Source organism: Micromonospora ureilytica (genome assembly GCF_015751765.1).
Lineage (GTDB): Bacteria > Actinomycetota > Actinomycetes > Mycobacteriales > Micromonosporaceae > Micromonospora > Micromonospora ureilytica.
This window is the reverse complement of record NZ_JADOTX010000001.1, coordinates 3,221,119-3,246,756: the sequence shown is the minus strand read 5'-3', so window position 1 is coordinate 3,246,756 and position 25,638 is coordinate 3,221,119. Positions and strand designations below refer to the sequence as shown.

Annotated in this window: 24 protein-coding genes and 1 pseudogene; 13 read left to right on the top strand and 12 right to left on the bottom strand. The window is 72.1% G+C overall.

Annotation, left to right across the window (positions count from 1 at the left end; translation table 11 throughout):
- The first annotated feature begins 21 nt into the window (after positions 1–21).
- From IW248_RS14530 to IW248_RS14520, 3 genes are read left to right on the top strand one after another with little or no spacing between them, the layout of a single operon-like run.
- Positions 22–987 carry a TIGR03885 family FMN-dependent LLM class oxidoreductase gene (locus IW248_RS14530; RefSeq protein WP_124820591.1) on the top strand — a complete coding sequence of 322 codons (966 nt, stop codon included), beginning with the start codon at positions 22–24 and terminating at the stop codon, positions 985–987.
- 37 nt (positions 988–1,024) lie between these two features.
- The gene (locus IW248_RS14525; protein WP_196927425.1) at positions 1,025–2,596 is read left to right on the top strand and encodes a Na+/H+ antiporter; all 1,572 of its coding nucleotides are present in this window, start codon (positions 1,025–1,027) and stop codon (positions 2,594–2,596) included.
- On the top strand, positions 2,593–2,850 hold the full coding sequence (locus IW248_RS14520) for a UBP-type zinc finger domain-containing protein (RefSeq protein ID WP_124820593.1): 258 nt from the start codon (positions 2,593–2,595) through the stop codon (positions 2,848–2,850). Before IW248_RS14525 ends, IW248_RS14520 begins: the two co-directional genes overlap by 4 nt.
- 3 nt (positions 2,851–2,853) lie before the next feature.
- On the opposite strand, the gene IW248_RS14515 is transcribed toward IW248_RS14520, so the two are convergent.
- The 3 genes and pseudogenes from IW248_RS14515 to IW248_RS14505 all read right to left on the bottom strand — a co-directional run bounded on the left by IW248_RS14515 (position 2,854) and on the right by IW248_RS14505 (position 6,558).
- A complete protein-coding gene (locus IW248_RS14515) occupies positions 2,854–4,107 on the bottom strand; it encodes an MFS transporter (protein ID WP_196927424.1) in 1,254 nt (417 codons plus the stop codon).
- 128 nt (positions 4,108–4,235) lie between these two features.
- Positions 4,236–5,485, bottom strand: a pseudogene (locus tag IW248_RS14510) (HNH endonuclease signature motif containing protein).
- A 158-nt stretch (positions 5,486–5,643) separates the two neighbouring features.
- Positions 5,644–6,558 (bottom strand): hypothetical protein, encoded by a 915-nt coding sequence (locus IW248_RS14505; protein WP_196927423.1) that lies wholly within the window; start codon positions 6,556–6,558, stop codon positions 5,644–5,646.
- 216 nt (positions 6,559–6,774) lie between these two features.
- On the opposite strand from IW248_RS14505, the gene IW248_RS14500 reads away from it, so the two are divergent.
- Positions 6,775–7,431, top strand: coding sequence for an HAD family hydrolase (locus tag IW248_RS14500; protein WP_196927422.1), 657 nt, complete (start codon positions 6,775–6,777; stop codon positions 7,429–7,431).
- 65 nt (positions 7,432–7,496) lie between these two features.
- On the opposite strand, the gene IW248_RS14495 is transcribed toward IW248_RS14500, so the two are convergent.
- The gene (locus IW248_RS14495) at positions 7,497–10,106 is read right to left on the bottom strand and encodes a glycoside hydrolase family 9 protein (RefSeq protein WP_196927421.1); all 2,610 of its coding nucleotides are present in this window, start codon (positions 10,104–10,106) and stop codon (positions 7,497–7,499) included.
- 262 nt (positions 10,107–10,368) lie between these two features.
- Here IW248_RS14495 and IW248_RS14490 point away from each other — a divergent pair, with 262 nt between their 5' ends.
- Positions 10,369–11,094, top strand: coding sequence for a PP2C family protein-serine/threonine phosphatase (locus IW248_RS14490; protein WP_124820596.1), 726 nt, complete (start codon positions 10,369–10,371; stop codon positions 11,092–11,094).
- Between the two features lie 8 nt (positions 11,095–11,102).
- Here IW248_RS14490 and hrpB read toward each other — a convergent pair whose 3' ends face one another.
- Genes hrpB through IW248_RS14475 form a run of 3 tightly spaced genes read right to left on the bottom strand, consistent with a single transcriptional unit; the run spans position 11,103 to position 14,738 of the window.
- Entirely contained in the window at positions 11,103–13,643 is a 2,541-nt protein-coding gene (gene hrpB, locus IW248_RS14485; RefSeq protein ID WP_196927420.1) for an ATP-dependent helicase HrpB, read from the bottom strand.
- Between the two features lie 28 nt (positions 13,644–13,671).
- On the bottom strand, positions 13,672–13,872 hold the full coding sequence (locus IW248_RS14480; protein ID WP_196927419.1) for a DUF397 domain-containing protein: 201 nt from the start codon (positions 13,870–13,872) through the stop codon (positions 13,672–13,674).
- A gap of 41 nt (positions 13,873–13,913) precedes the next feature.
- Positions 13,914–14,738, bottom strand: a complete 825-nt coding sequence (locus IW248_RS14475; protein WP_276314663.1) for a helix-turn-helix domain-containing protein — start codon at positions 14,736–14,738, stop codon at positions 13,914–13,916.
- Between the two features lie 183 nt (positions 14,739–14,921).
- Here IW248_RS14475 and IW248_RS14470 point away from each other — a divergent pair, with 183 nt between their 5' ends.
- Genes IW248_RS14470 through IW248_RS14460 form a run of 3 tightly spaced genes read left to right on the top strand, consistent with a single transcriptional unit; the run spans position 14,922 to position 17,693 of the window.
- A complete protein-coding gene (locus IW248_RS14470; protein ID WP_124823276.1) occupies positions 14,922–15,548 on the top strand; it encodes a GOLPH3/VPS74 family protein in 627 nt (208 codons plus the stop codon).
- Between the two features lie 46 nt (positions 15,549–15,594).
- Positions 15,595–17,106: an APC family permease gene (locus IW248_RS14465; protein ID WP_196927418.1), complete on the top strand. Its 1,512-nt coding sequence runs from the start codon at positions 15,595–15,597 to the stop codon at positions 17,104–17,106.
- Positions 17,103–17,693 (top strand): GNAT family N-acetyltransferase, encoded by a 591-nt coding sequence (locus tag IW248_RS14460; protein ID WP_196927417.1) that lies wholly within the window; start codon positions 17,103–17,105, stop codon positions 17,691–17,693. Before IW248_RS14465 ends, IW248_RS14460 begins: the two co-directional genes overlap by 4 nt.
- Before the next feature lie 114 nt (positions 17,694–17,807).
- On the opposite strand, the gene IW248_RS14455 is transcribed toward IW248_RS14460, so the two are convergent.
- Positions 17,808–18,632 carry a SigB/SigF/SigG family RNA polymerase sigma factor gene (locus tag IW248_RS14455; protein WP_196922151.1) on the bottom strand — a complete coding sequence of 275 codons (825 nt, stop codon included), beginning with the start codon at positions 18,630–18,632 and terminating at the stop codon, positions 17,808–17,810.
- A gap of 378 nt (positions 18,633–19,010) precedes the next feature.
- Here IW248_RS14455 and IW248_RS14450 point away from each other — a divergent pair, with 378 nt between their 5' ends.
- Positions 19,011–19,760 carry a hypothetical protein gene (locus tag IW248_RS14450; RefSeq protein ID WP_124823272.1) on the top strand — a complete coding sequence of 250 codons (750 nt, stop codon included), beginning with the start codon at positions 19,011–19,013 and terminating at the stop codon, positions 19,758–19,760.
- Here IW248_RS14450 and IW248_RS14445 read toward each other — a convergent pair.
- Complete coding sequence (locus tag IW248_RS14445; protein WP_196927416.1) at positions 19,709–21,298, bottom strand: phospholipase D family protein; 1,590 nt, start codon at positions 21,296–21,298, stop codon at positions 19,709–19,711. The two genes, IW248_RS14450 and IW248_RS14445, sit on opposite strands and share 52 nt — an antisense overlap.
- A 134-nt stretch (positions 21,299–21,432) precedes the next feature.
- On the opposite strand from IW248_RS14445, the gene IW248_RS33525 reads away from it, so the two are divergent.
- Complete coding sequence (locus IW248_RS33525) at positions 21,433–21,561, top strand: hypothetical protein (RefSeq protein ID WP_256441970.1); 129 nt, start codon at positions 21,433–21,435, stop codon at positions 21,559–21,561.
- A 66-nt stretch (positions 21,562–21,627) separates the two neighbouring features.
- Here the strand turns inward: IW248_RS33525 and IW248_RS14440 are convergent, their stop codons facing one another.
- Positions 21,628–22,617, bottom strand: a complete 990-nt coding sequence (locus IW248_RS14440; RefSeq protein WP_196927415.1) for a pirin family protein — start codon at positions 22,615–22,617, stop codon at positions 21,628–21,630.
- An 11-nt stretch (positions 22,618–22,628) separates the two neighbouring features.
- On the bottom strand, positions 22,629–23,111 hold the full coding sequence (locus tag IW248_RS14435) for a MarR family winged helix-turn-helix transcriptional regulator (protein ID WP_196927414.1): 483 nt from the start codon (positions 23,109–23,111) through the stop codon (positions 22,629–22,631).
- A gap of 157 nt (positions 23,112–23,268) precedes the next feature.
- Here IW248_RS14435 and IW248_RS14430 point away from each other — a divergent pair, with 157 nt between their 5' ends.
- The gene (locus IW248_RS14430; protein ID WP_196927413.1) at positions 23,269–23,802 is read left to right on the top strand and encodes a GNAT family N-acetyltransferase; all 534 of its coding nucleotides are present in this window, start codon (positions 23,269–23,271) and stop codon (positions 23,800–23,802) included.
- Positions 23,803–23,849: 47 nt separating this feature from the next.
- On the opposite strand, the gene IW248_RS14425 is transcribed toward IW248_RS14430, so the two are convergent.
- Entirely contained in the window at positions 23,850–24,338 is a 489-nt protein-coding gene (locus IW248_RS14425) for an FBP domain-containing protein (protein WP_196927412.1), read from the bottom strand.
- A 60-nt stretch (positions 24,339–24,398) separates the two neighbouring features.
- Here IW248_RS14425 and IW248_RS14420 point away from each other — a divergent pair, with 60 nt between their 5' ends.
- Positions 24,399–24,968, top strand: a complete 570-nt coding sequence (locus IW248_RS14420; protein WP_124823266.1) for a TetR/AcrR family transcriptional regulator — start codon at positions 24,399–24,401, stop codon at positions 24,966–24,968.
- Between the two features lie 33 nt (positions 24,969–25,001).
- Positions 25,002–25,589, top strand: coding sequence for a DUF1684 domain-containing protein (locus tag IW248_RS14415; RefSeq protein WP_196927411.1), 588 nt, complete (start codon positions 25,002–25,004; stop codon positions 25,587–25,589).
- Positions 25,590–25,638: the final 49 nt, after the last annotated feature.

Sequence of the window (25,638 nt, the reverse complement as noted above, 5' to 3'; positions counted from 1 at the left end):
TCGTGGGTAGGAAGTGTGCCCATGACGTCGTTCGGGTTCCACGCCTCGCATGAGCAGATCGGTCCACGCGCCCTCCTGGAGGCGGTGATGCACGCCGAGCGGGCCGGCTTCGACGCCGCCATGTGCTCCGACCACTTCTCGCCGTGGAGCGCCCGGCAGGGCGAGTCCGGCTTCGCCTGGTCCTGGCTGGGCTCCGCGTTGCAGGCCACCGGCATGCCGTTCGGCGTGGTCAACGCACCCGGCCAGCGATACCACCCGGCGATCATCGCGCAGGCGATCGGCACCCTCGGCGCGATGTACCCGGGCCGGTTCTGGGCGGCCCTGGGCACCGGCGAGGCCAGCAACGAGCACATCACCGGCGACGCCTGGCCGCGCAAGGACGTACGCACCGCCCGACTGCGCGAGTGCGTGGACGTGATCCGTGCCCTCCTCGCCGGCGAGGAGGTCAGCCACGACGGTCTGGTCCGGGTGGATCGCGCCCGGCTGTGGACCCGCCCCGAACAGCCGCCCGCGCTGGTCGGCGCCGCCGTCAGCGTGGCCACCGCCCGCTGGTGCGCCGAGTGGGCGGACGGGCTGATCACCGTGAACGCCCCGGTGGCGCACCTGCGCGAGATGATCGACGCGTACCGGGACGCGGGCGGGCGTGGGCCGCTGCACCTTCAGGTGCACGTCTCCTGGGCGCCGGAGCAGGCGCAGGCCGAGGCGCTCGCGTACGACCAGTGGCGCAGCAACGTCTTCGCCCCGCCGGTCTGCTGGGACCTGGAGACCGTCGAACACTTCGACGCGGTCTCCGCCGACGTGCCGGCGCAGCGGGTCGCCGAGGTGGTGAACGTGTCGGCGGACCTGGGCCGCCACGTCGGCTGGCTGGAGGGGTACGCGCAACTCGGCTTCGACCAGATCGCCCTGCACCACGTCGGGCAGGAGCAGCGCGGCTTCATCGACGCGTTCGGCGCGGAGGTGCTGCCGAAGCTGCGCCCGGGCGGCTGATCGAGGCCGGACAGGCGTACCCCTAGGCTCGTACCCCATGGAAAGCCTGTTTCCGGTCGTCGTCTTCCTGGCGATCGCCACCCTGGGCGCCGCGTTGGCCCGCCGGCTCGGCCTGCTCGCCCCGATCGTCCTGGTCGTCCTCGGCCTGGCGCTGTCGTTCGTGCCGGGCTTCCCGCAGGTGGAACTCGACCCGGAGTTGGTGCTGGTCGGGATCCTGCCGCCGCTGCTCTACGTGGCCGCGCTGGAGACCTCGGTGCCGGCGTTCAAGAACAACATCCGGCCGATCCTGCTGCTCGCGGTCGGCCTGGTGTTGTTCACCGCGTTCGTGGTCGGTTTGGTGCTGCACCTGTTGTTGCCGCAGCTGCCGTTCGCGATCTGCCTGGCCCTCGGCGCGGTGGTCGCCCCGCCGGACGCCGTGGCCGCCACGGCCGTCGCCCGCCGGGTCGGGCTGCCCCGCCGTGTCGTCACCATCCTGGAGGGCGAGAGCCTGGTCAACGACGCGACCGCGCTGGTGCTGCTGCGGGTCGCGACGATGGCCACCGTCGGCTCGGCCGTCGGTACCGACAAGATCGCCATCGAGGTGCTGCGGTCCACCGGCGGCGGCATCCTGATCGGGGCGCTCGGGGCGTTGGTGTTCGGCTTCCTGCACCGGCGGATCACCGACCCGTTGCTGGACAACGCGCTGTCGCTGATCATCCCGTTCGCTGTGGTGTTCACCGCCGAGCACCTGCACGCCTCCGGTGTGGTCGCGGTGGTCGTCACCGGTCTGGTGCTCGGGCACAAACTGCCCCAACTGCTGTCGGCGGCGTCCCGGTTGCAGATCGGTGCGTTCTGGCGGCTGGTCCGATTCCTGCTGGAGGGCCTGGTCTTCCTGCTGGTCGGGCTCCAACTGCGGGAGGTGCTCCGAGACCTCGACGAGCCGATCGGCTCGCTCATCCTGATCACCTTCGCGGTGCTCGCCGCCGTTTTCCTGACCCGGTTCGTCTGGCTCTTCCCGGCCACCTACCTGGCTCGGTTGGTGCCCCGGGTCCGCCGCCGTGACGCCCGACCGTCACCGAAGTTCCCGATCATCATCGGCTGGGCCGGCATGCGGGGCGTGGTGACCCTCGCCGCCGCGCTGGCCCTGCCGCTGACCCTGGCCGGCGACGAGCCGTACCCCAGGGCCCTGTTCATCTGGCTGGCCTTCGCCGTGATCGTTTTCACCCTGGTCGGCCAGGGCGCCACCCTGCCGCTGGTCGCCCGCCGCTTGAAGCTGCCGCAGGACGACCCGGTGCAGGACGCGCTCTCCGCAGCCGGAGTGCAGCAGCAGGCCAGCAAGGCCGCCCAGGACCGCCTCGACGAGATGGCCGACAGCGCACCGGATGCGGTGGTGGACCGGCTGCGTCGAGCGGTGGAGGACCGCACCAACATGGCGTGGGAACGCCTCGGCGGCGACGAGCGGGAGACCCCGTCGCAGGCGTACGGTCGGCTGCGACAGGAGATGATCGACGCCGAGCGGGATGTGTTCCGGGCTGCCCGGGACTCCGGTCGGATTCCGGAGGAGGTCCTGGTGCGTGCCTATCGTGACCTGGACCTGGAAGAGTCGTTGCTGCGAGAGGTTGAGAAGTGAGCTGTCAGCACCTGACCGAGGCCGGTGCCGCCGAGCCACGCACCCCCGACGAGTGCGCGGACTGCGTCGCCGACGGCGACACCTACTGGGTGCACCTGCGCACCTGCCTGAGCTGCGGGCAGGTCGGCTGCTGTGACTCGTCGCCGAACCAGCACGCCAGCAAGCACTTCGCGTCCACCGGCCACCCGGTGATCCGCTCGGCCCAGCCGGGCGAAGCCTGGCGCTGGTGCTTCGTCGACGAGGAGATCGGCTGACCGTCAGCCCGGGTGCGGTGACCGGTCGGCGCGGTCGGCCAGGGCGCGTCGGGTGAGCGGTGGCACGGCGAGGCCGGTGAGCGCGAGCAACCCCGCCAGCGCCAGCCAGCCGACTGGGCCGCCGTCGATGATCAACCAGGTCAGCAGGGCCGGGCCCGCCGCGCGGACCAGCCCCGCGAGCAGTCCGTCGACCCCCTGGTAGGCGCCGAGGGCGTCCGGTGCGGCGAGGTCGTAGGCCAGCGTCGCCCCGGCCCCGGCGTGCCACAGGTCGCCCAGGGTGTAGATCACCGTCGCGCCCAGCAGCAGGCCGACCGCCACAGTGGTGGGCACGATGGCGCTCGCGGCCCAGAGCAGCATCCCGGCCGCGAGCACCAATCCCGCCCGGCGCATCGTCGTCGCCGCCGGCACCGCGTGCCGGGCGCTCCCGCTGAGCCGTACGGCGAGCAGCACGGTGAGCAGTGTGTTGACCAGTAGGAGGGCGGAGACCGTCACCAGAGGCGCATCGGTGTGCGCCACCACCCACAGCGGCAGCACCAGCGTCAACGCCACGTGGTGTACGGAGAGCACCGCCGAGGCCCCGGCGACCGCGAGGAACGGCCCGTCGCGCAGCGCCCGGCCGGCTCTCCGACGCACGGGTCGCCGGGCCGGCGGGTACGCCGGGAGTCGCATGATCAGCGCCGCCGAAACCAGATAGGTGGCGACGTTGCCGAGCACCAGCAGTCGGTACGCCCACCCGGTATCCACCACCAGCGCGAACGCGGCCAGCCCCGCACCGAGCGCCACGCCCAGGTTGGCCACCGCGCGTAGGGTGGCAAAGGCGTGCACCCGGCCCTGCGGGCCGCCCACCGCGGCGACCAGCGCGGCGCGGACGGCGAGGTTGCCGGAGATCAGCAGAGCGTCCAGTGTGGCCACCACCAGAAAGACCGGGAAAGAGTCGACCAGCAAGTACGCGGCGGCGACGGCGGCCTGCGCTAGTTGCAGGACGGCGCGGAGGCTCCGGGGGTCACGCTGGTCGGCGAGCCCGCCGAGCGGCACGCTGGCAGTGAGCCCGACCAGGCCGGCGAGAGTGAGCCCGACCCCCACCTCCGTCGGGGTCAGCCCCACGGCGCGGGTGAGGAAGAGCGCCGCACCCGTTACCCACAGCCCCGTGCCAATCGTGTTGGCGAGGGTGGCCAGCGACAGGATGCGTAGCCGACCGGGCGGCGGCAGCGGCGACAGCGACCGCCAGCGGTCGCGGACCTCCGCCGTGGTGCCCATTCGCCGACCTTAGAGCCGCCGCCTGCTCATCGATGCCCCGCGTAGTGCGGTGCCCGTCACATTCCGTGCCGCCCTAGCCACGGCGGCCCGTCACCTCCTGATCGGCAGGACACACGGTCTTGGGGAGGTCACGTTCGTCGGTGGTACTGGTTGCGGCGGGGGAGCTGTTCGGGGTCTAGCCATGCCGGCGGAATGAACTCGGGGCGACCGTCGCCGCCGAGCCGGACGGTCCACTCACCACGGTGGACGTGTCGGTGATGGTGGCCGCAGAGCAACACGGCGTTGGTCAGGCTGGTGCTGCCGCCGTCGGCCCAGTGGTGGATGTGGTGGGCGTCGCACCAGCGGGGCGGGCGGTCGCAGCCCGGGAAGGCGCAGCCGCGGTCGCGCAGGACCAGAGCGCGTCGCAGGGGACCGGTGATGAGCCGGCGTTGCCTGCCCACGTCGAGCGTCTGGCCGCTGCCGCCAAGGACGGCGGGCAGGATCGCGGCGTCGCAGGCGAGGCGGCGGACCGTCTCCGGGGTGAGGTGCAGGCCGGTGTCGAGAGTGCCGGCGCCGAGCCGCCGGGCCAACGTCTCGAAGCTGGTGGTGACGACGACCTGCGCGGGTTCGCCGCCGTGCTCGGGCAGGTCACCGGTGCGCAGGGCAAGCCGGCAGAGGTCGGCGAACGCGTCGTGCCGGCGTTGCCCGGGAGAACGCGGATCGTCTGGGCCGGACGGTGCGGTCAGCGGGTCGATCGCGGCGCGCAGCAGACCGGCCGCCTCGCCGTCGAGGATGCCGGACAGTCGCAGTCGGCCGTCCCGCAGCTCGGACAGCGTCACATGGCGGTCTCGGCAGGTTCGGCGGGCTTCGGCCTCCATCGCCGCCTTGGCGGCGGCATCGGCGACCTCGGGGGCGACGTGGTCGAGGATCCGGGTGCCCAGCTTGCGCAGCAGGGTCGGCTCGAACTGCCCGGCCACTCGACCAGGACGCCCACCGCTTTCTCGGCCGCCTCGGCGCCGGCGGCCGTGTGCACTGTGCTGATCGTCTCGGCGATGACCCGGACCTGCTCCACGTCGACCGCTCCGCCGGCCAGCGCGTCCCGCACACCGGCCGGGGCGGCATCGAGCGTCGCGGCCAGCTCGACCAGACGGCGGGCGGCACCAACCCCGAGGCGCAGCCGGTCCCGTAGCCACACGGCCGTCGAGGACGCGCCCTGCGCGGTCGCGATGCCTCGACCGTCCAGCTCCCGCACAAGGGCAAGCTTGACCATGGCCAGGCGTTGTTCGAGCCGGTGCGCGGCGTCGAGTGCCGCGACGAGGTCCTGCTCCGGAAGAGCCCACGCCGACGCGTCAACGCAGCCGGCGACTGCCGCCTCCGCCTGCGCCAACGCCTCCAACATGGACCGACAATAGAACAGGTGTACGACACTTTTCCGGCCCGCGGTGGGCGAGGTTTGGCGGCTCCGGGCGACGACGATGAGCGGCGAGGGTGGGCGATGACGGTGGGCGGCTCGCCCGGGGGCGACAGCTGATCTTCGGAGGCGCCGACGTGCCGGGCTCAGCGGTTGATGCCGTCCACAAGACGTTCGGTGGCGAGGCAGGAGACGAGGCAGCGTTCCTTCGCGTCACCGCGCAGCCGGGCGGTCCAGTCGGTGAGGCCGCCGTCGCCGATCTCCAGGCCGCCGCCCAGGAGGGTGATCCTCAGGGCGCAGCCCGTGTAGTAGCCACGACCGCGGGACCTCTCCGGCTCGTCCACGAGTGGCACCGCGCCTCCATCGAGTGCCGGACGGACGGTGTCGGCCAGCCGCTCCCGGACGACCCGATCGTCGAAGGTCGTGACGTGCAACTGAGCCGCGGCGGTAGGCGCCAGCTCGGCGAGGACGGTCCGCCAGTAGGTGAGGTGCCGGACCAGCAGCCGGGCCTGCGTGCCGCCCGAGCCGGTGTCCCGGGCGCTGGACACCAGGGCGAAGAGCCGAAAGTGCGCCGACGCGTCGCCGCCGAAGTCCTGCGCCCGCAGCACCCGATGGGCGGCGGCCAGGTGTACCTCGCCCTGTCGGCGGCGACGCAAGGCCGCCTCGACGGCGAGGGCGTTTGTGGGGTCGCTCAGCACCTCGCTGGCGCGCGCCGTGGTGACGATCCTGTTCTGGCTGACCGGTGCGACCGCCGAGCAGGTGCCGAGCGGTACGACCGGCGACAGCTCCACTCCGGCGACGTCGGCGGGCAGCAGTTGCCACATCCGGGCCTCCACCCGTGCCAGCACGCGCGGATCGGTACCGGCCGGGCGGACGAAGCGGTCCTCGCGCCAGCGGCGTACCACCTCGGACGGGCGGATGGTCGCCGCCCGGTCGTGGGCCACGCTCAACAGCAGACTGCGCAGGTCCGCGCCGGACAGCCCGGCAAGCGCGGTCCGCGTCCCCGTCGGCATCGCCGCCCACACCCGACGTTCCGCGCCAGCCAGTTCGCCGCCATCCATGGCATCACCATGGCTCACCCGGAGCGTCGATTCCACCGAGTTTGGTAGCGAGCGGTGAATCGTCTACGGCATCAGCTCGAAAGCACCATCAGGAGACGGCCCGCCGGCCCGCCGTATCGGTCATCCGCTGTCGTCCGGCGGCAACTCGGGGCCGCCCAATCGGGATGATCGCCATCTATGATCCACCGACATCGCGACGGTGACGGGGGATGCGACGTGATTGAGGCGATCTTCTTCGATGTTGGTGGGACGATTCTCGACGAGTCTCACGAGTTCGCCGCCTGGGCCGACTGGCTCGGCGTGCCGCGGCACACGTTCTCGGCGGTCTTCGGCGCGGTGATCGCCCGGGGTCTGGACTATCAGGAGACGTTCCGGGTCTTCCGGCCCGATTTTGATCTCACGGCCGAGCTGGAACGTCGGGCGGCTGCCGGCCAGCCGGAGTCGTTCGCCGAGGAGGATCTCTACCCGGACGCGCGGGGATGCCTGGAGTCCCTGAAGGACCAGGGCCTGTTCGTGGGCCTGGCCGGCAACCAGCCGGCTCATGCGGAGGCGACCCTGCGCGCACTCGACCTCCCCGTGGACGTCATCGGCACGTCGCACGGTTGGGGCGTCGCGAAGCCGGCGCCGGCGTTCTTCGAGCGGGTCGTCGACGCGGGCGGTGGTGTCGCGTCGTCGATCCTGTACGTCGGCGACCGGCCCGACAACGACGTACGCCCAGCCCTGGAGGCCGGCATGAAGACGTGCCTGATCCGGCGTGGTCCGTGGGGGCACATCCTCGACCCCTCGACCGTGGCCGAGCGGTGCCTGTTCCGGATCGACTCGCTGGACGAACTCCCCGGCCTGGTCGCGAAACACAACGCGGCCGGTGGTTGACCCACCGGCCGCGCGATCGTGCGGTCCTGGTGGCCGCCTTCCCCGGGCGGCCACCAGGACCAGGCTCAGCTCAGCGAGCAGGCCGCTCCGTTGACGGTGACCAGGCCGGGGCTCGGGTTGGCGCCCCCGCCTGTCGTCGCGTTGAAGCCGAACGTCACAGTGCCGCCAGGTGCGATCTTGGCGTTGTACGACTCGTTGCGGGCGGTCACCGTCGCGCCCGACTGGGCGACCTTCGCCAGCCACGCCTCGCGTACCCGCTGGTCACCGGTGAACGCGAAGCGCACGCTCCAGCCGTTGACGGTCGCGGTACCCGTGTTCTGGATGGTCAGCTGCCCGGTGAACCCGGTGCCGCCCTGCCAGGCGCCGTAGTTGGTGTAGCGCGCCGTGCAGGTGGTGGCCGGCACCGCCCCGGCGTCACCCTGGTCGGCCAGGAACGACGAGATCCAGGCCAGCGCCGAGTTCCAGTTGATCGCCACCTCGTTTGTCGAGTACGAGTTGATGTCGTCGATGTAGCAGAACATCGGCTCGCAACCGGCGAGCAGTTGCGCCACGAACGGGTCCTGGAGGGCCGCGTTCGGGCCACCGGCGAGGGAGCCGGCGGGCGGTCGGGGCAGGTTCGGGTCGAGCTGGTGGCCGAAGATCCGGCTGTGCTGGTTCTGCGCTGCGTGCTCTCCCCACCCGGTGACGTAGGAGATGTTCAGGGCGTTGCGGCCGAGGATGTAGTCCATGGCCTGTACGGCGCCGTCGCGGTAGGCCGGGTTGCGGGTCAGGTCGAAGGCGGTGGCCAGCACCACGGCGTTGTTGATGACGTTGCTGTTGCCGCCCCAGAAGTAGCTGTTGGCGTCGCCGGGCATCGGCAGCCCGTACGCCTGCTGGCGCAGCTCGGCGAGGTACGTGTCGGCGGCGGCGGTGACCGAGGAGCGGACCCGGGCCAGATCGGCGGCGGGCAGCCCGTTCGGCACGGTGGCCAGGTCGAGGCGGCCCAGCGCGGCGACGCTCTGCCAGCCGAAGCCCCGTGCGTCGAACACGTTTCCGGTGTGGTGACTCGAGGCGGTCAGGTCGGCCAGGTAGTTCTGCGCCCCGGTGGTCAGGTACAGCTCGGACGCCGCCCAGTAGAACTCGTCGGTGACGTTGCTGTCGTCGTACGCGCCGCCGCCGGTGCCGTCGGTCGGGCTGGCGTACAGCACCGGGTGGGTCTTGGCCGCGGCGTAGGCCGTCTTCGCGGCAGTGCCGCAACGGGTCGCGAACGCCGCGTCGTAGGGGGCGAAGAGCCGGGCGCACTGGGCGGCGGTGGCGGCGAGGTTGAGGGTGGCCGCGGTCGACGGCGGGTGCAGCTCGCGCGGCTGCGGGTCGTCCTGCGGAGCGAGGGGCAGACCGGTCCAGTTCTGGTCGTGGATCTTGTGGTGGACCATGCCGGCGAGCGGCTTGCCGGCGGGCACCTGCATGCGCAGCAGGAACTCCAGCTCCCAGCGGGCCTCGTCGAGGATGTCCGGCACCCCGTTGTCGCGCTCGGGCACCCGCAGCGTGCCGTCGGCGAGTTCCGCGCCGCCGTTGGCGGTGGCCGCCGTCCTGGTCCGCTCGAAGGTGTTCAACAGCTGGTAGGTGGCGATTCCGCCGTTGACCACGTACTTGCCGTGGTCGCCGGCGTCGTACCAGCCGCCGCGCACGTCGAGGGAGTAGTCGCAGACACCCGGCTGGCAGGGCACGTTGGTGTCGCCCTTGTTGGGTGCGACGCCGAGGTGGCCGGCGGGTCGGGCGTACTCGTCGCCGATCAGGTCACCGTCGATGGCGATGCCGCTGCGCTGGGCGTAGAAGAACTGCAACGAGTCGGAGCGCAGTTGGTCGTAGATGGCGCCGGAGATGTCGAACGGGTGGCTGGTCTCGCCGTCCACTGTGAGCGTGAGCCCGGCGCCGGGGGTGCGGTAGCCGGAGAAGTCGACAGTCTGCACGTTCTGCCCGGAGGCGGCGTCGACGCCGCGAGCGGTGGTGGTGCCACTGGCCACGACGGCGCCGGCGGCGCTGCGCAGCTGCCAGGGCAGCGGTGCGGTGGCCTCGGTGACGACTGTGGCGTTCTTCGGGCCGCCGGGAAGGTAGCCGACCTGGTTGACGCGCACCCGTGGCCCGGTGTCCGGCTCGTACGGCTCGGGTGGCTCGCCGCCGCGCAGCGAGACGTCGTCCAGGCAGATGGTCTGCGCCTGGGCCGAACCGCCGACCTGGAAGATCAGCTGGGCGTTGGGGTTGTCGTCCGGCACGGTGAAGGTCTGCTCGACCCGCTGGAGGGTGCCGGTCGCGGTGGCGTCCACGGCCGCGTACGTGGTGTACGGGGCGCTGCCGAGCTGCAAGACGGCCTTGACCGCGGCGCCGGGGGTGGCGGAGACCGCGAAGCCGAGGGTGTATTCGGCGCCGGCGATCAGCGGCACGCCGTCCTGGCCGATGCCGGCGTCCCACGGGTTGGCCAGCCCGCCTGCGACTGTGGTGCAGAGCTGGCCGTCGGTGACCGCCAGCGCGCCGGTGCCGAAGGAGAACCAGGGGCTCACCCCGGCGCTGAAGTCGCCGTTGTCGATCTGCTCGGGGGCGTCCGGTGGTGGGTCGGCGTAGGCCGCGCCGGCGCCCGCGCCGGTGAGGGCCAGAGTGGTCGCCGCAGCCAACAGGAGGCGGCGTCGGGATGACGTCACGGGGAGTCCTTCCGGGACGGGAGGTGGGACGGTGGTGGCGGGGAGATCCTGGGAGCGCTCCCAGGTATCGGCTCGATGTTTCCAGTGCCGGTGCGTCATGTCAATTGATCTGGTTGGATGGGTTCTGGCGTCCGACGAGGGCGGTCAGCGCCGCGGGCGCCCCGGGACGCGCCGCCACCCGAACGTGAGATTGGCCGCGCCACGCGCCGTCGTCCTGATCTCCTAGAGACAACTGCGCCCTTCGCCTGGCAGGCTGCCTCCCATGACCCTGAAGCTGCGTTCCGTGGGAACGAGCGACCGTGGGCTGATCCGCAGCGGAAACCAGGACGCCCTGCACGCCGGCACCTGGCTCGTCGCCGTCGCCGACGGCATGGGCGGGATGGCCGCCGGCGACCTGGCCAGCGCCCTCACCATCGACGCGGTCGCCCCGCTGGACGTGGAGACACCCGAGGACGCCCTGGTGGCCGCGCTCGAGGGTGGCATCGCGTTGGCCACCTCCCGGATCCGCCAGGCGGTCGCCGAGGATCCCGAGCGCCAGGGCATGGGCACCACGCTGACCGCCCTGCTCTTCGCCCGTACCGGCAGCTGCCTGGCCCTCGCGCACGTCGGCGACTCCCGGGCCTACCTGTTCCGCGAGGGCGTGCTCAAGCAGATCACCCGGGACGACACGTTCGTCCAGATGCTTGTGGACCAGGGCGTGATCACTGCGGACCAGGCCAGCAGCCACCCGCGCCGCGCCGTGGTCACCCAGGCGCTGCAGGGCGACGAGGTCTCCCCGTCGTACGCGACGATGGTGCCCCGGGCCGGCGACCGGTGGCTGCTGTGCAGCGACGGCCTCTCCAACGTGGTCCGCCCGGACACCCTCACCGAGGTGCTCAGCGGCCATCCGGACCGGGGCGCCTGCGCCGGCAAGCTGATCGACCTGGCCCTGCGCGCCGGCGCGCCGGACAACGTCACAGTCGTGGTGGCCGACGTCGTCGAGGAGTAGGCCGGCGCTCAGCGCCGACGTGGCGTGGCGTGCCGGGTAGGTGTCGCCGTTCCCGGATCCTCCGGCCACGGGTGCCGGGGATAGCGCCCGCGCAGCTCGGAGCGGACCTGCGGATAGCCGGTACGCCAGAACGACGCCAGATCCGCGGTGACCGCCACCGGCCGGCCGGCGGGGGAGAGCAGGTGCAGCAGCACCGGCACCCGACCGTCGGCGATGCGGGGGGCCGCCGGCCAGCCGAACGTCTCCTGGAGCTTCACGGCGAGCACCGGCGCGGCCGGGTCGCTGTAGTCCAACCGGATCCGAGAACCACTCGGCACCTCGATCCGCTCCGGGGCCAGCTCGTCGAGGCGGGCGGCCTGCGCCCAGGGCAGCAGCCGACGCAGCGCCGACGAGACGTCCACTCGCGCCAGGTCGGCCCGGCGTCGCGCGGCGGCCAGCTCCGGGCCCAACCAACTCGGCGCGGCGTCGAGCAACGAGTCGTCGTCGACCTCCGGCCACGGATCACCCAGGTGGTGCCGGAGGAACGCGAGCCGCTCGCGCAGCGCCCGCGCCGCCGGCGTCCAGGGCAGCAGCCCCAGCCCGTCCTGACGCAGGCCGGTCAGCAACGCGGCGGCCACCTCCGCCCGGTCCGGCCGGTCCAGCCGCCGTTGGACCAACTCGATCGCGCCGAGCCGGGTCACCTCCCGGGCCACCACGTCCCCATCGGACCAGCCGACCTCGCGGGCCGTGCGCAGCAACGGACCGGCCGCCTCCCGGGCCGTCGCCTCGTCCACCGGGGAGGCGCGGCGGACGCGGGCCGACGGCGCGCCGGGGGTGCGGTCCGCGACAGCCACCGCCAGCCAGTCGGACCCGACCAGCCCCGAGCCGGCCGCCAGCTCCGCGGCGGTCCCGCCGGTCATCAGGTACGCCGAACCGCCCGGCCGCCGCACCCGGGCCAACCGCTCCGGGTACGCCAGACCGACGAGCAGCCCGGCGGCGAGATCGTCGCTCAGCCCGCCCGAGCCGGCGCGGCCGGTGGCATCGGAGCGGCCCTTCGACGGTGGGCCGGTCGGCAGCGCGGCGCGCAGCCGGCGTACCTCGGTGCGCCAGCGGGCTGTCGCGCCCGCGTCGACGCCGGTGCGCAGCCGACGCCAACCGGCGACCAGATCGTCACCGGGGCCGGCAGCGCTCTCCTCGGCGAGCAGGGCGACCACCTCGGCGGCGCGGTCGGCGCCGACCCGACCGGCACCGTCGAGTAGCGCCCGGGCCAGCCGTGGGTGCGCCCCGGCGGCGGCGATCGAACGCCCCCGCGCCGTGATCCGACCGTCGGCGTCGACCGCGCCCAGGGTCTCCAGGGTGTCCCGGGCCACGGTCATCGCGGCGGCCGGCGGCGCGTCGGGCAACGCGAGCCCGACGCCGTCCGGTCGGCCCCAGGCGGCAAGCTCCAGCGCGAAACCGGTCAGGTCGGCGGTGGCGATCTCCGGCTCGGCGCGGGCGGGCAGCCGCTCATGGGTCGCCGCCGACCAGCAGCGGTAGACGTACCCGGGGGCCTCCCGGCCGGCCCGGCCGGCCCGCTGGGTGGCGGCGGCGCGGGAGACCGGCACGGTGACCAGCGCGCCCAGCCCACGGGCCAGGTCGATCCGGGGCACCCGGGAGAGCCCGGCGTCCACCACGATCCGCACGCCCGGGACGGTCAGACTGGTCTCGGCCAACGCGGTGGCCAGCACGACCCGCCGCCGGTCCGCGCGCCGCAGGGCGGCGTCCTGCTCGGCGCCGCGTTGACGGCCGTGCAGCGGCAGCAGCGCGACCGCGTCCCGCAGGTCGCTCAGGCGGCCGCTGACCCCCGCGATCTCGCCGGCCCCGGGCAGGAAGACGAGCACGTCGCCGTCGTGCTCGCGCAGCGCCCGCCGGACGGTGGCGGCCACGTGGTCGAGCAGGGCCCGGTCCACCGGCCCGGCCCCGGGCGGAGCGATGGGGCGTGCCGGGGGCACCCAGATCCGCTGCACCGGATGCAACGCCGAGTCGGCCCGTACCACCGGGGCCGGGGCGGACCCGCCCAGCAGCGCGGCGAACCGGTCGGTGTCCGGGGTCGCCGACATCGCCAGCAACCACAGGTCCGGCCGGAGGGTGGCGCGCGCCTCCACGGTGAAGGCCAGCGCGAGGTCGGCGTCGAGTTGACGTTCGTGGCACTCGTCGAGCAGCACGGCGCCCGTGCCGGGCAGCTCCGGGTCGTGGTGCAGCCGTCGGACCAGCAGGCCGGTGGTGACCACCTCGATCCGGGTGGCCGGGCCCACCTTGCGCTCGCCGCGCACCGCGTAGCCGACCCGCTCGCCGACCCGCTCGCCGAGCAGCTCGGCCATTCGCCGGGCGGCGGCACGAGCCGCCACCCGGCGGGGTTGGGCGATCACCACCCGACCGGTCACCCGGTCGGCCACGGCCAGCGGCGCGAGGGTGGTCTTGCCGGTGCCCGGCGGGGCCACCAGCACACCGGCGCCGGCCGCGTCGAGTGCTGCGACCAGCGCCGGCAGCACCGGACGGACCGGCAGGTCAAGTGTTACGTCGGAGAGCACGGCCCAGTCTCGCACCGGCGCGGGCGAGTCAGGAGCGACGGACCTCGCCGACGCCGAGCAGGAAGGCCCGCCAGGTCGCCGCGCCGAAGGCGAGCACCGGGCCGGAGCGGTCCTTGCTGTCCCGGACGGCGACCTGACCGTCGACTGTCGCGACCTCCACGCAGTTGCCGTTGCCGCTGCTGCGCGTGCTGGTGCGCCAGTCCGCTCGGGTCAGGTCGTACGCCGTCATCCGCGGTGCCTCTCGTCTGCGTCGGCGTGCCGCAGACGCGGTCACGCAAAGTTACGAGAAGCCTGCTCAAGACGGGTCATCGACGCCGTCGGATCGAGCGCCATCCGGCACAGCTCCTCGTGCAGAAGGCTATACCCGAGCACATGATCGGCATCCTCCAGAGCCAGTCCCATCGTGAGGTTATCCAGGTAAACCACTGACGCGTCGGCGGCGTCGGCGAAGTGGAGGATCACGTACGGGGTGCTCATGGCCGGATGCCCGCCGGCCGCGAAAGGAAGTACCTGAATTGTCACGTTGGGTAGTTGCGCGATTCGGCTCATGTGGACCAACTGTTCGGCCATCACCGCGGGGCCGCCGACCGGGCGCAGGAGCACCGCCTCGTTGATGATCACCGACAGGTCGACCGGGTCCTCGCGGCGCAGCACCTCCTGCCGGTGCAGTCGGGCGGCGATCTTGCGCTCCAGGCCGTCCTCGCCGGCGGTGCGCCGGAAGATCTCCCGCGCGTACGCCTCGGTCTGCAACAGCCCGGGCACCGACTCGGCCTCGTAGGTGCGCAGCGTCGCCGCCTCGGCCTCCAGCCCGACGTAGAACTCGAACCACTCGGGGAGCACGTCGCTGTAGTTCTGCCACCAGCCGCGCTGCTGTGCCCCCCGGGCGATCTCGATCAGCGCTTCGGCATCCGAACCGGTCACCTCGTAGAGCGCGAGGGCGGCCCGGACATCGCGCGGTTTGATGCCGATCTGCGCGGTCTCGATCCGGGAGAGATTGCTCTTCGACATGTCGAGCTGACGGGCGGCCACATCGAGGGTCATGCCCGCGCGTTCCCGGAGTTGGCGGAGTTCCCGCGCGATGCGGCGCCGCCGCACGGTCGGGCTGGCGGCGGGTCGGATGGTGGGAATGGCGGTCACCGTCCGAGTCTGCCACGACAAGATCCGCAGGTCGCGCCTGCACGGAGTGCAACTTTCAAATCTGGGAGTTGCGTTGCAGTAGCTGTCGGTGCATCCTTTCCCGGTCGCGATCACTGTGGACACACCTGTGCGGGAGGACCGTTGCTCATCGCCGACGAGTTCTTCCTGATCGCACACAACGACAGTCGTGGCAAGGCCAAGCTGCACCCGGCGGCGACCGGGCTCGGGCTGGCCGGAGGGCTGCTCGGCGAGCTGATCCTTTATGGACACATCACCGTGACGGCCGGGCAGGTCACCGTCATCGACCGGCGCCCGCCAGCGGACGCGCTGGCACACACCGTGCTGGACCAGTTGATCGGCGAGTCCCAACACCGGGAGTTGCGCACCTGGCTGAGCTTCCTGTCGCAGAGCGCGACGGCCTCGGTGGGGGAGCGGCTGGCCCGCGCCGGCGTGCTGCGCCGCCAGGAGAGTCGCCGGCTGCTGCGTACCACTGTCAGCTACCTGCCGATCGACCTCAACGCGGTGGCCTGGCCGGCTACCCGGCTGCGGGCCCTGCTGGACCGTCCGGACCCGCCGGGCGTGCCGGACGCCCTGCTGCTCGGCCTGGTCGTAGCCGCCGGGCTGACCCGAGAGGTGCTGTGGAGCGCCGGCCCTCGCGCGCACCACCGGCTGAACGTCCTCATCCCCGCGCTGCCGGCACCCCTCAAGGAACTCGTCGGGCACACCGAGGCCGCCGTCGGGGCCGCCGTGCTGCGCGGCATTCCCTGATCCCGCCGGTTACCCAACCCTCCCCTCGACCAATCGGAGTAGTCGTATGCCCCCGACATCGACAGTCGACCGACCGAGCAACGTCTCCGAAGCCCTGGCCCGAGGCCGCCTCGGCATCCCCTCGGTGATCTTCTTCGTCCTCTCCGCCGCCGCGCCGCTGACAGTGGTGGCCGGCGTCGTGACCACCGGCTACGGCGTCATCGGGGTGACCGGAATCCCGCTGGCCTTCCTGCTGATCGCCGCGGTGCTCGCCCTGTTCTCGGTGGGCTACGTGGCGATGTCCCGCCGGGTGGAGAACGCCGGCGCCTTCTACGCCTACATCTCCCGCGGCCTCGGCCGGCCGGCCGGCGTGGGCGCGGCCTGGGTCGCGCTGATCGCCTACAACGCGCTGCAGGTCGGGCTCTACGGCACGATCGGTGTGGCGGCCGAGCCGGTGCTCGACCGGCTCTTCGGCGGGCACCCGCACTGGGCCGTCGTGGCCCTGGTGGCATGGGCGTTGGTCGGCATACTCGGCCTGCTCCGGGTCGACCTCAACGGCATGGTCCTGGCCGCGCTGCTGGTCGCCGAGATCGTGGTGGTCCTCGTCTTCGACCTGGGGCAGATCGGCAACCCGGCCGACGGTGAGGTCAGCTTCGCCTCGTTCTCACCGGACAACCTCTTCGTGCCGGGCGTCGGCGCGGTGCTGGTGCTGGCCGTCCTCGGCTTCGTCGGCTTCGAGTCGGCGGTGGTCTTCAGCGAGGAGAGCAAGGACCCGAAGCGCACGGTGCCGCTGGCCACCTACCTCTCGGTGGCGATCATCGCCGGGCTGTACGCGCTGTCGTCCTGGACCATGACGGTCGCCGTGGGGCAGGACCGGATCGTCGCCGAGGCCGGCGAGCAGAGCGTCGGGCTGATCTTCAACCTGGCCGCCGCACAGCTCGGCGACACCGCGGTCACCATCGGGCAGGTGCTCTTCCTGACCTCGGTGCTCGCCGCGATGATCTCGTTCCACAACACCACGGCCCGCTACACGTTCGCGCTCGGTCGGGAGCGGGTGCTGCCGGCGGTGTTCGGGAAGACCTCGGCCCGTACCGGGGCGCCGCGGGCCGCCTCGGTGGCGCAGAGCGTCCTCGGACTGCTGGTCATCCTGCTGTACGCGGTCAACGGCTGGGACCCGGTGGTCCAACTGTTCTTCTGGGTCGGCACCACCGGCGGTTTCGGCGTCCTGCTGCTGATCGCCACCACCTCGGTGGCGGTGATCGCCTACTTCGCCCGCTCCGGCGGCGGCGAGAACCTCTGGCGGCGGGCCATCGCACCCGGCCTGGCCACCATCGCGCTCTTCGTGATCATCTGGTTGGCCGTGTCGAACTTCGCCAACCTGCTCGGCGTCGCGCCGGACTCCACGCTGCGGTGGGCGCTGCCCGCCGCGTACCCGGTGGCTGCCCTGCTGGGCATCGGCTGGGCCCTGCTGCTGCGCAGCAACCGCCCGGACACGTACGCCCGGATCGGCCTGGGCGCGGCGAGCGCCGCAGCCGCCGTCAAGCCGGAGGCGCCGGTCGCCGTGGAGGTGACCCGATGAGCGTGGTCATCGAACGGCTCGGACCGGAGGAGACCACCCTCGTGGCGGGTCGGATCGCCGAGGCGTTCACCGTCCTGAAGGTGACGTACTGGCTCGTCCCGGACGCGAGCAAGCGGGAGGCCGTGCTGGCCGGAGACTTCGAGATCCTGGTCGAGCACGCGATGCGGCACGGCATGGTCCACGCCACGGCGGACCGGGCCTCGGTCGCGGTCTGGCTTCCGTCGGTTGGCGAACCGGCGCCGCCGCCGGCGGACTACGACGCCCGACTGGCCGCCGCCTGCGGCGAGTGGACCGACCGGTTCCAGCACCTGGACGAGCTGTTCGCGGCGAACCACCCGCATCCGGATCACCACCACCTCGCGTTCCTGGCCACCCAGCCCGACCGGCAGGGGCAGGGGTTGGGGAGCGCGCTGATGCGGCACCACCACGCCTGGCTGGACGCCAACGGGATGCCGGCGTACCTGGAGGCGAGCAGTCCGCGCAGCCGGGACCTGTACGCGAAGCACGGTTACCTGGCCGGCGAGCCGTTCCGGGTGCCCGACGGCACGCCGTTCTGGCCGATGTGGCGGGAGCCGGTCGGCCGCTGACGCGACAGCACCGGTACGCGCAGCGGTCGCGCTGTCACACTGTCACGCTCACGTGACAACACGGACAGAGGGAAGGGCCGGGTCCACGGACCCGGCCCTTCCGTCGTGAACTGGTCAGTACGTGCCGTCGAGCTGGCCGCGCAGCTTGGTCAGCGCCCGGGTCAGCAGCCGCGAGACGTGCATCTGCGAGACGCCGATCTGGTCGGCGATCTGCGACTGGGTCAGGTTGCCGTAGAAGCGCAGCGTGAGGATCTTCTGCTCGCGCTCGTCGAGGGTGGCCAGTGCCGGGCCGAGCGCGACCCGCAGCTCAGCCAGCTCGAACTCGCTGTCCTCGCCGCCGAGCATGTCGCCCAGCTCGGTGGCGCGCTCGCCGTCGCCGGTCGGGGTGGAGAGCGACACCGCGTTGTACGCGCGGGCGCCTTCCAGGCCCTCCAGCACCTCTTCCTCGGTGAGCTTGAGGTGCGCGGCGATGTCGGCGACCGTCGGCGAGCGGCCGAGGGTCTGCAGGAGCGAGCTGTTGGCGTCGGAGATGGCCAGCCGCAGCTCCTGGAGCCGGCGGGGCACCCGGATGTCCCAGGTGCGGTCCCGGAAGTGGCGCTTGAGCTCGCCGATGATGGTGGGGATCGCGTAACCGGCGAAGTCGACACCGCGGGAGGGGTCGAACTTGTCGATGGCCTTGATCAGGCCGATCGCGGCGGTCTGCGCCAGGTCGTCGTTCGGCTCGCCGCGCCCGCTGTAGCGGTGGGCCAGGTGGTTGGCGAGCGGCAGCCAGGCCTCGATCGCCCGGTCCCGCAGCGCGGCGCGCGACGGGTGGTTGGCGGGCAGCGCCGCCATGGCGTTGAGCAGGTCGGCGGCGCTGTCGGTGAGAGCGCGCGGGTCGAGCTTGGTGGTGGCCTTGACGGCGGCGCTCGGCTGCTCGGTGATCGTTGGCGCGGTCATGGGTGGTCCTCCCTGCACCTCGTCCGCTGACAAAAAAGACGTGACGCTTTGGTTTAGCTTCCATTGGGCCGTTCGGGAGTCACCTTAACCTGATCGTCTCCCCGAAATCTAGCCGAAAGGTTGATGTACTTAAGGCGTGTCACACCACAAAGCAGGCAAATCAGCCAGAATTTGAGGTGGCTGTGAGGACCCTTACCCGGTTTCCCGCTGTGAGTCGCTGCCCGGTCGGCCGATCGGTCCGACCGATCGGGTCCCCCAGCTGCGTCGACTGGTCAACATGAAATCCGACAAGTCGGCAGGAGTGTCGACTATCCGTCCTTGTCCCGCTGGCGGGACCGGCCGTAGCGTCGCGTGTACGACACCCGGTTCGGAGGCACCGTGCTCGATCCAGCCGCTCCCCAGCTCGTTGTGAACAGTCGCACCCTCTACTTCAGCTGGCTGCCGGCGGATCCCGACGCGGTCGCCGCGCTGGTCCCCCCGGGGCTCTGCCCCCGCCCCGACCGGCAGGTCTTCCTCAACCAGTACGTCGTCGACGACGAGACGCAGACCTCCGGCTTCGGCGCGTACTCGCTGACCTACCTCGGCGTCTCGCTCCTGGGCGTCGACGCGCCCGGCGGCCTCAACCCGGGTGGCTGGTGGACCCACTACGTGGCCTCCAGCCGGCGGGTCCGTGAGTACGCGGTCGCCCGCGGCGCCCCGGTGCTCGCCGGGCGCACCCGGATCGACGTGAAGGGCGAGGACCTGCTCTCCGAGACGGAGATCGACGGCACGACGTTGCTCCGGGCACGGTGTCGCGTGGGGGAGACCGGGCACGTGATCAGCAGCGGGCACCACCGCTACTTCACCCGGCGCGACGGCCAACTGATCAGCTCGGTCTACCCGTTCGTCGCCGAGCCGGTCGCCCCGTTCGAGATCGAGTCGGTGGAGTTCCTCCAGCCCGGCCACCCGATCTACGCGCTGCGCCCGGCCAACCCGCTGACCATCGGTTTCGGCTACTACTCACCGCGCTCGTCGTTCGCCTACCCCGGCGGGCTGAACGTGCACGCGGTCGCCGCGCCGGAGCCGGCCCGACAGCTTCACCAGGTGCCGGCCAGTCTCGCGCGCAGCGGCCTGCCGTCCGGGTCGTAGACCAGCCGGTACACCGGCAGCGCCCAGGCCCGGGTGTACCACGGCAGCCGCTCGGGGCGGTGCGGCCGCAGCCGTCCGGGCGGTCGTTCTCCCTCCTGACCGTCGTCGTACCACTGCTGTAGCGCGTCGGCGGCGGCCGTGACGGCCGCGACGGCGTCCGCCGGGTCCAGCAGGTCGGCGTCGTCCGCGCCGTCCGGGTCACGGTCCAGGTGCTCGCGCCACAGCCGCAGTCGCAGGTCCCGGGCGAAGGTCCGCGCGCCGTCGCCCCGCCCAGCGGGGTCGGTGGGCTCCCGCTGGTCCGGGGTGTCGTCGAGCACCGCGCAGGACAACTCGCTGTCGTGCGTCCAGGACCGCCGGTTGAAGTTGTCGCTGCCGACGCTGGCCCAGACGTCGTCGATCACACACACCTTCGCGTGCACGTAGACCGGGTCGCCGGCGTGGTTCTCCACGTCGAACACGTGCACCCGGTCCGGTGCGGCCCGCTCGCACAGTGACAGCGCCTGCTCGCGCCCGACCATGTTCGGCGGCAACGCCAGCTTGCCGTCCACGTCCGGGTGGCGGGGGACGACGGCGATCAGGTGCAGGTCCGGGTTGTCCCGCAGCGCGTGCGCGAACAGGTCCGCGACCTCGGCCGACCAGAGGTACTGATCCTCCAGGTAGATGAGTCGGCGGGCACGGCGTACCGCCTTGGTGTAACCCCGGGCCACGGTCCGTTCCCCGTCCGGTGCGAACGAGTAGCGGGGCCGGACGGCGGGGTAGGTGCGAAGCACCTGGATCTGGTGCGGACCGCAGGGCGGCGGATCGGCGGGTTGCTCGGGCAGCGGGTCGGGGCGCAGGTCCGAGCCGCGCAGCCGGTCCCGCAGGTAGGCAATCGGGTTCTCCGAGTCCAGGGGCATCGGGTCGGTCCAGCGTTCCCGGAACAGGGTGTCCAACGCGCCGACCACCGGACCGCGCACCGCGAGCTGCACGTCGTGCCAGGGCGGATTGGGCCCGTACCGGGGTGACATCTGCACCGGCTGCGGGTCGCCGTGGTGAGCGGCGTCATCGCGGCGGCTGTGGCACAGGTCGATCCCGCCGGCGAAGGCGACGTCCCGCTCGGGCGCGCCCAGGTGCCGCAGCACCACGAGCTTCTGATGGTGCGAGCCGCCGCGCCGGACCCGTTGATCCAGCAGCACCTCCCCACCGGCGGCCGAGATCGTCTCGCTGAGGTCGCGGTTCTCCGCCTCGCTGTACGCCAGGACGTCGAGGTGCGAGCGCCAGATCAACCCCTTGACCACCACGCCGCGTTGGGCGGCCTGCGCGAAGAGCTGGGCCACGGTCGGACCGTCCGGGCGCAGCCGCTGGTCCGGGTCACCCCGCCAGTCGGTGAAGAACAGGTGGTCGCCGGGGCCCAGGGCCTCGACTTCGTCGACCAGCCGGTCGAAGTACGCGGCACCGTGAATCAACGGCTCGGCGAGGTTTCCCGTGGTCCATACGGGTATGCCAGACACCGGGTTGGCGCGTTCCTCTGCGGTGAGAAACCAGTCCTGCAATGGCACCGTCCAGCCCCCCTGGAGGTCGGCAACGTCCTCACGGTAGGACCCCCGACGCGGGTCCGCACGCCAGGCCGACAGACAGGTGACCTGGCCAACGCCATCGGAAGCGACGCGACAACAGCCGAGGAGGCCACACCATGCCCCGCGACACGACGAATCCCGTGACCGAGAACCGCGAGCCGGCGGTGGAGAGCGAACGGGGTGCGCTGGTAGCGGTGTTGGTGATGGTGATTTTGGGCGTCGCCGGGATTTTCGCGGTCTCGTGAGGCGGCGCCGACGCCCCCCGGGGTCTACGGAGGGCGTCGGCGCCCGATCTCAGCGGTCGGCAGTGGTCAGGGCCGGGTGCCCTGGCCGCCGGTGTGCGGGAGCCGCTCGGTGGGGATCACGCCGAGGCGACCGGCCTGGAAGTCCTCGAACGCCTTGAGCAGCTCGTCTCGGGTGTTCATCACGAATGGGCCGTACTGTGCCACCGGCTCCCGGATCGGCTGACCACCCATGATGTAGAGGTCCAGCGCCGGGGTGTTGCTGTCCTGCGCGGTGTCGGCGCTGAAGCGTAGGGCGTCACCCGGGCCGTGCACCGCGAGCTGGCCGGTACGGACCGGTCGGCGGTCGGCGCCGACAGTGCCGCGGCCGCCCAGCACGTAGACCAGGGCGTTGAACTCTGGCCGCCAGGGCAGGTCGACCTGGGCCCCGGGCTGCACCGTCACGTGCGTGATGGTGATCGGGGTGAATGTCGAACCCGGGCCGCGGTGTCCGGCGACCTCGCCGGCGATGACCCGGATGAGTGCCCCGCCGTCGGGCGTGGTGAGCAGCGCCGACTCGCGACCTCGGATGTCCTGGTAGCGGGGCGGGTTCATCTTGGCCGAGCGGGGCAGGTTGACCCAGAGCTGGGTGCCGTGGAAGAGCCCGCCGCTCATCACCAGGTGCTCCGGCGGCGCCTCGATGTGCAGCAGGCCACTGCCGGCCGTCATCCACTGGGTGTCGCCGTCGGTGATCGTGCCGCCACCGCCGTTGGAGTCCTGGTGGTCGAAGACGCCGTCGATGATGTAAGTGACGGTCTCGAAGCCGCGGTGCGGGTGCCACGGCGTGCCCTTCGGCTCGCCCGGCTGATAGTCGACCTCGCCCATCTGGTCGAGATGGATGAACGGGTCCAGGTCGGTGGTCGACACCCCGGCGAAGGCGCGACGGACCGGGAAGCCCTCACCCTCGAAGCCGCTGGGCGCCGTGGTCACCGTGCGGACCGGGCGGATCGTGGTGGTGGTCTCGTCGAGTCGGGGCAGGCGGGGCAGGACGAGAACGTTGTCGACGGTGATCGCGGGCATGTCGAGGGCTCCTAGCGTGAGGCGGGGGTGGTCGAGCTGACCCGCGACGCCCGCAGGCGCTCGCCAAGCCGGTCGAAGACCCGGGTGAGGCAGGCGACCTCGGCATCGTCGAGGTCGTCCATGAGATGGGTACGCACCGACGCCAGATGGTGGGGTGCGGCTTCCCGCAGGACGAGCAGCCCGGCGGCGGTGAGCACCGCCTCGCTGCCGCGCCGGTCGTCCGGGCAGGGCTCCTTGCTGACCAGGCCACGACGCTGCATGGAGGAGACCTGGTAGGTGAGGCGGCTGGGCGAGAAGATCAGCCGGCTGGCCAGCTCGCCCATCCGGAGCCGCTGCCCGGGTGCCTCGGAGAGCAGGACCAGCACGTGGTAGTCGGCGAAGCTGAGGTGGCTGTCGACCCGCAGCTCCTCTTCCAACTGGGTGTAGAGACGCTGGCTGGCCTCGATGTAGGCGCGCCAGGCGGCCTCTCGGGTGCTGTCCAGGCTCTCGGTCATGCCCCTGACGATAGCACTCGTTCAAAATTTAACTAACAAGCTCTAGCGTTGCCTGCATCACTTTTCCGCGCCCTGGCCCGCAGATCGTGCAGCTTTGAAGGAAGTCTGCGGTAATACGGCGGCGCGGAGGCGGCTGGTTGTGCCAGACTCCGGCCTCGTGGAACACGTGGAACTCGCCGCCGCCGACCTGTTGCTGCGCCCCTGGCGAGACGAGGACGCCCCGGCGGTGCGCGACGCCCTCCGCGACCCGGCGATCGCCCAGTGGAACCCGCAGGGCGGCGGCCCGATCGACGACGAGGTCGCACTGCTCTGGGTGCGCCGCCGGGCCGACTGGTCCACCGGCGGCCATGCCTCGATGGCGGTCACCGCGGCGGGCGACGGCAAACTGCTCGGCTCGGTGTCGCTGCACCGCATCCACGACGGCGACGCGTCCATCGGCTACTGGACGGTGCCCGCGGCACGGGGACGTCAGGTGGCGGTGCGCGCCGTCGTCCGACTCACCGACTGGGCGTTCGCGGATCTCGGACTGCACCGGGTGGAGCTGTGCCACGCGGTGGCCAACCCGGCGTCCTGCCGGGTCGCCGACCGGGCCGGCTACCCGGCCGAGGGCACACTGCGCGAGTCGTACCGGTACGGCGACGGCCGCCGCTACGACGAGCACCTGCACGCCCGACTGGCCACCGACCGCTAGGGCCGGGCTTCGAACACGCACCGGCCGCGCCCGGTCGCCTCAAACCGTCACTCGGTGACCTTGCGGAGGAACGTCGCGAGGGCGGTTTTGACGCGCTCGATCCGCTCCGGCAGGGGCAGCGGCTCCGGCGCGGGGGGCCCGGCGTGCTTCTTCCCCCGCAGGTACAGCGAGCAGGCCAGGTCGGAGCACAGGTACGTGCCCACGGAGTCGCCCTGTCGTCCGCTCGGACCGGCCTTGGGGGCGGTCATCAACGAGACGCCACCGCCGAGGTGGGTGGTCAGGCAGAACGAGCACATGCTGTGCCGCACGCGCCCCATCTGGTGCGTCGCGGCCCGCAGCACCACCCCGGCCAGCTTGCCGTCGGTCTCGGCGACCAGGTAGGCCCGCTGTGGCGCGGAGGGATCCCGCCAGCCGAGGAAGTCGAGGTCGTCCCACTGGCGCATTTCAAGATCGTTCGGTACGGCCAGCCGCTTCGCCTCGCCCTTGGAGCAGTTGACGAAGGAAGCGCGGATGGCGGATTCGGTCAGGACCAACATAGGTAGTAGCCTAGCTCCCCTAGGCAAGTGATTATTACGGCTAGGTGGGGAGTGTGCTGCATGGCACGTGCCGGGGTGACCGTGGAGCGCCTGACGCTGGCCGCAGCCGAGCTGGCCGACGAGGTGGGCGTGGAGAACGTCACGGTTGCCGCCCTCGCGCGCCAGTTCGGGGTGAAGGACGCCAGCCTCTACTTCCACCTCAAGAACGCACACGACCTGCGGGTCCGCATCGCCCTGCTGGCCCTGGCGGAGCTGGCCGACCGGGTCGCCGCCGCGCTCGCCGGCCGGGCCGGCAAGGACGCCCTGGTGGCGTTCGCCGACGCGTACCGCGACTACGCGCGAGAGCACCCGGGCCGCTACGCCGCCATGCAGATCGACCTAGACCCGGAGACCGCCGCCGCCAGCGCGGGCATCCGGCACGCCGAGATGACCCGGGCGATCCTGCGCGGCTACCGTCTCTCCGAACCCGACCAGACCGACGCGGTGCGGATGATGCACAGCACGTTCCACGGGTTCGTGAGCCTGGAGAAGACCGGCAGCTTCCGACACACGCCGCGCCCCACCGACGACTCGTGGTCGCGCACCCTGGACGCGCTCGACGCCGTCCTGACCAACTGGCCGTCGCGCTGAGGTGCCGCAGCGCCACGGCATAGGCTCGGTGGCGTGGATGATCTGGAATTGGCCGACTGGCGGGAGCGGGTCGCCCGGCTGTACCTGTCCGACGTCGACCTGGCCGGCTTCCGCGCCGGCCGCGACGACCTCTTCGCCACCCACCCGCAGAGCCCGATCCCCGCGGCGGAGCGGGCCGGCTTTTCCGGGGTGCGCTACTTCCCGCCCAATCCCGAGGCCGTGGTCGAGGCGCCCCTGCGAGCGGCAAGCGGCGAGCTGCGGATCGACACCGGCGGCCCGGACGGGGTGGTCGCGTACCGGCGGGTCGCGGTGGCCGAGACGCCCTGGGGGCCGCTGACCCTGTGGTGGATCGAGGCGTACGGGGGTGGGCTGTTCGTTCCGCTGCGGGACGGCACCTGTGGGCGGGAGAGCTACGGGGGAGGGCGGTACCTCACCGACACGGTGAAGGGCACCTTCGGCCGGGGCGTCGAGCTGTTGCCCGGCGACCGGGTCCGGCTGGACGGCAACTACCTCTACAACCCGAGCTGTGCCTATGACGACCGCTGGGCCTGTCCGCTGGCACCTCCGGAGAATCGGATCGACCTGCCGCTGCGGGCCGGCGAGCTGGCGTACCACGACTGAACGACGAGACGGCCGCCCGCCCCGAATGCTGCCGGGACGGGCGGTCGGT